The sequence below is a fragment of the Paenibacillus thalictri genome (assembly GCF_004307995.1).
Taxonomy (GTDB): domain Bacteria; phylum Bacillota; class Bacilli; order Paenibacillales; family NBRC-103111; genus Paenibacillus_AF; species Paenibacillus_AF thalictri.
Map to the genome: position 1 here is coordinate 159,918 of NZ_SIRE01000025.1, position 6,894 is coordinate 166,811.

At 53.4% G+C, this 6,894-nt stretch carries 6 protein-coding genes; 1 reads left to right on the forward strand and 5 read right to left on the reverse strand.

What is annotated here, in order from left to right; all coding sequences use genetic code 11:
• Positions 1-75: 75 nt before the first annotated feature.
• Positions 76-501: a GNAT family N-acetyltransferase gene (locus EYB31_RS30090; RefSeq protein WP_131017189.1), complete on the forward strand. Its 426-nt coding sequence runs from the start codon at positions 76-78 to the stop codon at positions 499-501.
• Positions 502-596: 95 nt separating this feature from the next.
• Here the strand turns inward: EYB31_RS30090 and EYB31_RS30095 are convergent, their stop codons facing one another.
• The 5 genes from EYB31_RS30095 to EYB31_RS40430 all read right to left on the reverse strand — a co-directional run.
• The gene (locus EYB31_RS30095) at positions 597-1,955 is read right to left on the reverse strand and encodes a sensor histidine kinase (protein ID WP_131017190.1); all 1,359 of its coding nucleotides are present in this window, start codon (positions 1,953-1,955) and stop codon (positions 597-599) included.
• A 1-nt stretch (position 1,956) separates the two neighbouring features.
• Positions 1,957-2,667 carry a response regulator transcription factor gene (locus EYB31_RS30100; protein ID WP_131017191.1) on the reverse strand — a complete coding sequence of 237 codons (711 nt, stop codon included), beginning with the start codon at positions 2,665-2,667 and terminating at the stop codon, positions 1,957-1,959.
• A gap of 109 nt (positions 2,668-2,776) precedes the next feature.
• Positions 2,777-3,745 (reverse strand): carbohydrate ABC transporter permease, encoded by a 969-nt coding sequence (locus EYB31_RS30105; protein ID WP_131017192.1) that lies wholly within the window; start codon positions 3,743-3,745, stop codon positions 2,777-2,779.
• Between the two features lie 115 nt (positions 3,746-3,860).
• Positions 3,861-4,724 carry a carbohydrate ABC transporter permease gene (locus EYB31_RS30110; RefSeq protein ID WP_131017193.1) on the reverse strand — a complete coding sequence of 288 codons (864 nt, stop codon included), beginning with the start codon at positions 4,722-4,724 and terminating at the stop codon, positions 3,861-3,863.
• A partial coding sequence (locus tag EYB31_RS40430; protein WP_165452697.1) for a DUF5696 domain-containing protein occupies positions 4,721-6,894 on the reverse strand: 2,174 nt, incomplete at its 5' end. The genes EYB31_RS30110 and EYB31_RS40430, both read right to left, overlap by 4 nt.

The window sequence follows — 6,894 nt, forward strand, 5'->3', positions numbered from 1 at the left end:
CACGGCAGCTGCCCCTGGCCGTTGAACTGAACGGGCCAATTTCATTGTTGTGCATGCCAAATAAAGAGGTGTGTTATGAGTGAAGTTCAGATATGTCCCATGAGGATTGAGGATTACGATAAAATCGCTCATTTTTGGTCAAAAATCTTTGGCGATACTATTTCTTTGGAGTTCGATAGCAGAGAGAGGATTAGCGCATATTTAAAACGCAATCCTGAATTCAGTACTGTCGCTAAGAAAGGTGACGATATTGTAGGAACGGTATTATGCGGTCATGATGGGCGACGCGGCTCTCTATATCATGTTGCTGTTTCAGAAGAGTATCGGCATAAAGGAATAGCGGACGAGATGGTTCAGCGAAGTCTCTCTTTACTCAAACAAGAGGGTATCGGTCACGTTATGTTGTTCGCATACCTTGAGAATACAACCGCAATTCGGTATTGGAAAAACAATGGATGGGTAGCTTTGCCTAACGTATTATATCATTACAAACACTTATAAAGAGGTCTTGTTAGATACTAAGCTATCGGAGACTTAAGTTCAATAAAGACAGCGACCTCCGTTCGGGAAACGGGCCGGGCTGGTTTACTCCCGGCTTATACTGATTTGTAGCGGTTTGGGATCGTAACACGGAACACCGAACCTTTGCCCGCTTCGCTTTCCGCTTCAATCGTGCCTTGATGCGCTTCGGCCAGCGCTTTGGCGATGCTGAGCCCAAGCCCGACGCCGCCGCTGAAACGCGAGCGCGACTTGTCGGCGCGGAACAGCCGGTTGAACACGTAAGGCAGATCCTCCTTGCTGATGCCGATGCCGGTATCTTTGCAAAAAATAATCGACGTATCTTCGCTGTAGTTCACTCCCAGCACGATATGTCCGCCGCCGCTTGTGTATTTAATCGCATTGGAGACGATATTAGAGATCACTTGGACGATTTTGTCCCGGTCGACTTCCGCATAACACGGCACGTTCGGATTGTAGAACTCCAGCCGAATCCCCTTGGCTTTGGCCGCAGCCTGAAAATTGCGGTATACCGTCTCCGTCAGCTGCACGACGTTGGTCCGTTTGCGGACGATCGTAAACTGCGCCGCTTCCGCCTCCGACAACCGCTCCATATCGTTCATCAGGCGGCTGAGCCGGATCAGCTCCTCGTACATTTGCGATAGTCGTTCTTGGCTCACTTCGTAAATGCCGTCGATCATCGCTTCCAGCTGCGTCAAAATCGAAGTCAGCGGCGTACGCAGCTCATGGGTCAAGTCTTCCATCAGCTGATGGCGCCAGTCCTCCTGTTTCTTCAGTTCCTTCGACAGTTCGTTGAGCGCCGCCGCCAGCCTGCGCACTTCCTCGGGGCCCTGCACAGGTGCATAAACGGTCCGGTTGCCATAGCGGATCAATTCCGCCGTTTCCTGCAGCTTCTGCAGATGCCGCGACAGCAGCTTGGCCACATAATAGCTGACAAACACCGAAAGCACGGCGACAATGCCAAACAACCAGGCCGATCGGCTGCGCATCGTTTGCTGATAAGCGATGACATTCGGATCGAGCTCATTCAGCGTTTTCAAATATCCGACCTGCAGATCTCCTTTGCGCACACCCCGGTCGATCAGCGGATAAGACTGCACGACCATATCGTCCCGCTTGTCCATGCGGCTGAACATATCAAACCACGGCGGGGCCGTCTCGGCAGCGCCGTAACGGATCAGCACGCCATACAGAGTCGCGCGCCGGTTCAGCCACAACTTCGCATCTTCGTCGAACGGGCCGACGGTCATCTGCTCATTGCGCATATCGTCAATCATTTTATAAGCGTTAACGGCCAACTGGTCCTGCTGGTACTTGTCGAACACACTTCCCCAGTTTATGTTAAATACCGATACAATAATGCCGATCATCAGCAAAAAGCTGCCCTGCAGCGCCACAAATAAGATGACATTCATCCTGCGGAAAAACACGTTCATCTTACGGTTCCTTCCCGTCAAGCGCCGCCGCAAGCTTATAACCCGAGCCGATCATCGTCAAAACATACTGAGGTTCCTTCGGATCTTCTTCGATTTTTTTGCGCAAATTTTTCAAATGCGTATCAATCGTGCGGCTTTCTCCCTGAAACCGGTAGCCCAACACTTCATAGGTCAAATCATTGCGTGCAAAAACCTTGCCCGGCTTCGAAGCCAGCACACACAGCAGCTTCAGTTCCGTCGCCGTCAGACTGACCGGCACGCCACGCACCAGCACCGTGCCCGTTTCCGGTTCAAGCACAAGCCGTCCTTTGTCAAAAGACATCACGGCGTTTTTTTCCGCTTCGGCCGTATACTGCCGGGTTCTGCGGAGCAGCGCATGGATGCGCGCCACAACCTCCTTGACGCGAAACGGCTTGACAATATAATCGTCGGCCCCCAGATTCAAGCCGATAATCGCGTCGCTTTCCCGCGATTTGGACGTAATCATCACAATCGGCACAAACGAGCTTTGGCGGATTTCGCGGCATACTTCCTCGCCCGGAAGCCCTTCGAGCATCAGATCGAGAATGACCAGATCATACGCACGGCTGCGGAACAACGCAAGCGCTTCGTTGCCGTCGGGCGTAAAGTCGACTTCCCAGCCTTCGTTTTTTAAATAGGCCGCAAGCACCTCGCGGATTTTCGGTTCGTCTTCTACGAGCAAAATACGCAACGGAATCCCGCCTTCGCTTCATGCTTTCCAGTTCATCATATGATGTTCCCATCATTGGCCTGACGTCGGACGCCAGGCATTGCTGCTTTCATCTTACCGGAAAACCGCATTATTCGACAAGACCCGTACGTTCCACGCTTTCCACGAACCAGCGCTGCGTGAACATGTATACGATCAGCGGCGGCATGATGATCAGGAACGAAGCAGCCATTTTGATCGGCTCGGCAAAGATGCCAAGACCCGTCTGCTCCGTCTCCGCGGCCAAAGCGGCGGCGAGACGCGACAAGCTGATCGACAAAGGCACTTCCTTGGAGGAAAACATAAACATACTCGGATAATAAAAATCGTTCCAGTTCCAAACGAAGGAAAATAAAAACACGACAATCGTAGCGGACGAGGAAATCGGCAGCATCACCCGGAAAAAGACGCGAAATGCGCTGGCTCCATCGATTTTTGCCGCTTCTTCCAGCTCTTTGGGCAGCGTACTGAAAAATTGCCGGAAGATGATGACAAACAAAGCTCCCTTCAGCCCGAAGCCAAAAATCGCCGGAATGATGAGCGGATAATACGTATTGATCCAGCCGAACTGCTTAAACATCAGGATCATCGGCAGCACCGTCACCTGCGGCGGGATGACAAACGTCAGGATCAGGCAGACGAACCAAAACTTTTTCAGCGGAAATTCCATCCGCGCAAACGCATATCCGGCGATTGAACAGGAGATGACCTGAAGCGCCGCAACCGACAATGAAACAATCATGCTGATCGTAAACGCCTGCCCGTATTGCAGCAGCCTCATCGCTTCCTGCAGGTGGCCGAGAAAAATCGAACGCGGCACCCAAATGACGGACGGGTCAAACAAATCGGCCGCGTCTTTGACCATCGTAGTTACCATGTACAAAATCGGCTTCACGTAAATAAAAGCGGTGTCGATCAAGATGAGGTACAAAAACAGCTTAAAAATAAGCCCTTTATCGGCTTCTTTGCCGAGCAGCCATTGTTTCAGCTTGTTCCACAAGCGCAGCAAGCTTGCGGCATCGGCGCGGAAGCTCTTCAGCTCCCGCAGCATTTTTTCCATGGCGATTCTCCTTTCGTGGAGGCAGAAGGCGGACGTAAACTTTCCGTACCATCCCTTTCCCTCCGCGGATCCTATGAATACATATTTACAAAACCGCCGCCCGCCTAATGATTGGTTATATAGGACGGGTCGAGCGGTTGAGACGCGCGAAGACATAAAAGATCAGTCCAAGAAACAACATCACGATAAGCAAATAAATCCACGCCAGCGCGCTGGACAAGCCGTAATTGGATGTATTCACTTTGGCGATGATCGGGTTGCTCGGGAAGGTAAACAGATCGACGACGGAATAGATCGAGTTCAGCATAATAAACGGGCTGAGTCCCGGCAGCGTAATTTTCCAGAACGTTTCCCACGGATCCGCCCCGTCGATGCGTGCCGCTTCGTAGACCGACTTGGATATCGTTTGGCGGCCGGCCAAAAATATCAAAATCTGCACACCGGAATACCACAATACGAGCACAAACGAGCTGAGCACCTTCACAACCGGCGCTGCCCAGGCGGCGGGCAAATATTCGGCGGCGTAATCGGCCAGCTGGAACTGCTCGACAAACGACAACACGCCTTCCCCTTGCGTAATGAATTCGGAGATGATTTGCCCCGTGGAGAAAATAACCGGCAGGAAAAAGACAGCCCGGAACAGCGCCCTGCCCCTGAACCGCTGGTTCAGCAAAATCGCCACCAGCAGCGAAAAGACAACGATCACCGGAATCATAATGACCGACTGCCGCAAAAATGGAAACAAGTCGTTGTACAGCAGCCCGCCGTCAGCGAGCAGTATTTCCCGGTAATACTTGAGCCCGACCGGGCTGTATTCGATCGCGCTTGCCGTAATTTTCACGTTGTTGAAGCTCATATAAAGCGAATAACATAGCGGAAAGGCAATAAACACGAGAAAACCGGTCACCCACGGCGCAATCATAATTGAGCCTTCCAGCTTGCGGACGGCGGCCGCGCTAAGCCATCTTTTTCGTTTCATGGACCGCTCCCTCCTGGAATGGCGATAAAGTCCGACGCCGGCACCCGGACGGTACCGTCCGTATAAAGTTCCGCGCCGTAGTTGACGATGATCCGTTTGCCTGTTTCATATGTTGTTTCGTAGACTTGATCGGCAAGCTGCCTGTGGCCGGTAATGAACTTGTCCTGGACATCGCCAAGCGCCTGATTGTACCGCTGATATTCCTCCACGGCGGTAAGCTCCCAATCGCGGTAATTCAAGCTGTAATACCATAGAGAATACGCGCCTTTCATCTCCCGCGACTCCGCGTTTGCGAATAGAAACGACGGGTTTGCGCCATATTCGACGCTTCTGAGGAACCCGTTCTTGAACTGGTCGCGTACGTTTGCCCACTCGGAAGAATACGTCACCAGCCCATGCAGCGCAATCTGCGCAAAAGGGATCGGGCGGCTGGTCATCAGGTCGTAGGAATAATCGTCGGCCAAACGGTGCAGATGGTTGATCACACCTGCCGTATACCCATTCGGCTGCTCCACGCTTACGCCTCCCAGCGTTTGCTTTGCTGCTTGCAAGATACGCTTTTGGATGCCCATCGCCTCCGTCCGCGAAGCAAAGTAGCGGTCGTTAAAATCGCTGTTCAACTGCTGGCCGATACCTTGCTCAAAATGAATGCCGTCGGCTCCAAGCTCCTTATACAGCGGCAGATCGCGTTCGACGGTTTTCAAGCTGAAGCCGGGGCTAACCAACGTGCTGACTTCCTTGTTGTAGTAGTTCTCAAAATCAAGCACCCTGCCGGCCAAATTGCGCAAGCCGTCGTACCTGCTGTTAAAGCCATTCCCGCCGCTATCGCTCAGCGTATAATTGGCCGTCAGCGTCACCGGCATTTGCAGCGAATGGGCAAATTCGATAAAACGCTTCATGCCGTCGTTGCCGCCCAGACGTTGATCGACCGGAAACAATCCCCCGTGCGAGCTGTAGCCGCCCGTTTGCCAGCCCACATAATTGATGTTCATTTTTTCGACGCCAAGACCGTACAAACGTTTGACCATCTCCATCGCCTGCGAGGTTGTCGTAGCGGGAATGTAGCTGTCCCACAGCAGCCCGTTTTTCCGGTCTCCGCCGACAATGTCCAAATACAACGGAAGCTTGCTGCCGGTATTTTTCAGCTTCTGCAGCCCTTGCGATTGCATCAAATAGTCGCGGTAACGCGCAGCCATGCCGACGTAGCTATCCCGCCCCGGAGGGAGAATGAAATATTTGGTCGTGCGGCTTTTCGCTTCGAAACGGTTTTTGCTGTACGTAAAAAATCCGTTTTTGGCCTTGCGGCTCGTATTTTGAAAAAACTTCATCCGGTATTGCAGCTCGGGTGTAATCCAGTTGTAGCTGCCATAGGCGCCGGCGGGAGAAGCAAACAGCTTGCCATATTCCTCGCCGCCCTCCATGACGGCGACAAACGCCGATCTGCCCGACTTTAAGCCAAACACCGGCATTTTGACGTCCAGTCTTTTTGTATTTTCGTTAAAAAACGAGCTGTCGCTGCCGTAGATGCTTTCGCGGTATACCGACTTGTCTCCGGAGTGGTTTTCGTGGAAATCGATCAGCGCCCCCGGCCCGTCGGGAACGACCATATACCCTTCCTGCCCGGAAGACGGCTGTGCGCCGAACAGCGGGTACAGCTTCATATTAAGCAAGCTCAGCTTGCCTTCTTCGATCGCGCCGTCCTCCACTTTGGTCACGACGGCGTCGCCTTCCAGCTTCACTTCGACAGGGATTTTGATGCCGCTTGTTTTAAAATGAAAAATCAGCTTAAAGCCGTTGTCGATCAGCTGGAAACTTTCGACGGCGCCTTTGTCCTCGGTCATGTTGATCAGCTTCGGCTGCGCTTTCGTATTGGCGATGTCGATCACTTCAAGAATCGCCGGCGAACGCAAATGATTGCGCCAAGCGCCGGTGATCGTTTCCTGCGCCCACGTCTCCGGCGTCGGATACGAGCGGAACACCTCGCCGCTGCGCTTGTCTTCGACGCGGAAGTGCCCGCTCGCGCTGTCCGCGAGCAGCCGCAGCTGCGCCGTCTCCGCCGCCGGCTTGAAGCCGGCTTCGCCCGGCAGCTCGCCGCCCGCCGCGGCTGGCGCGGGCTTTGCCGCCGTGGCCGCGCTGGCGTCCGCTGCCGCTGCGGGCGGCTGCGCGCCTG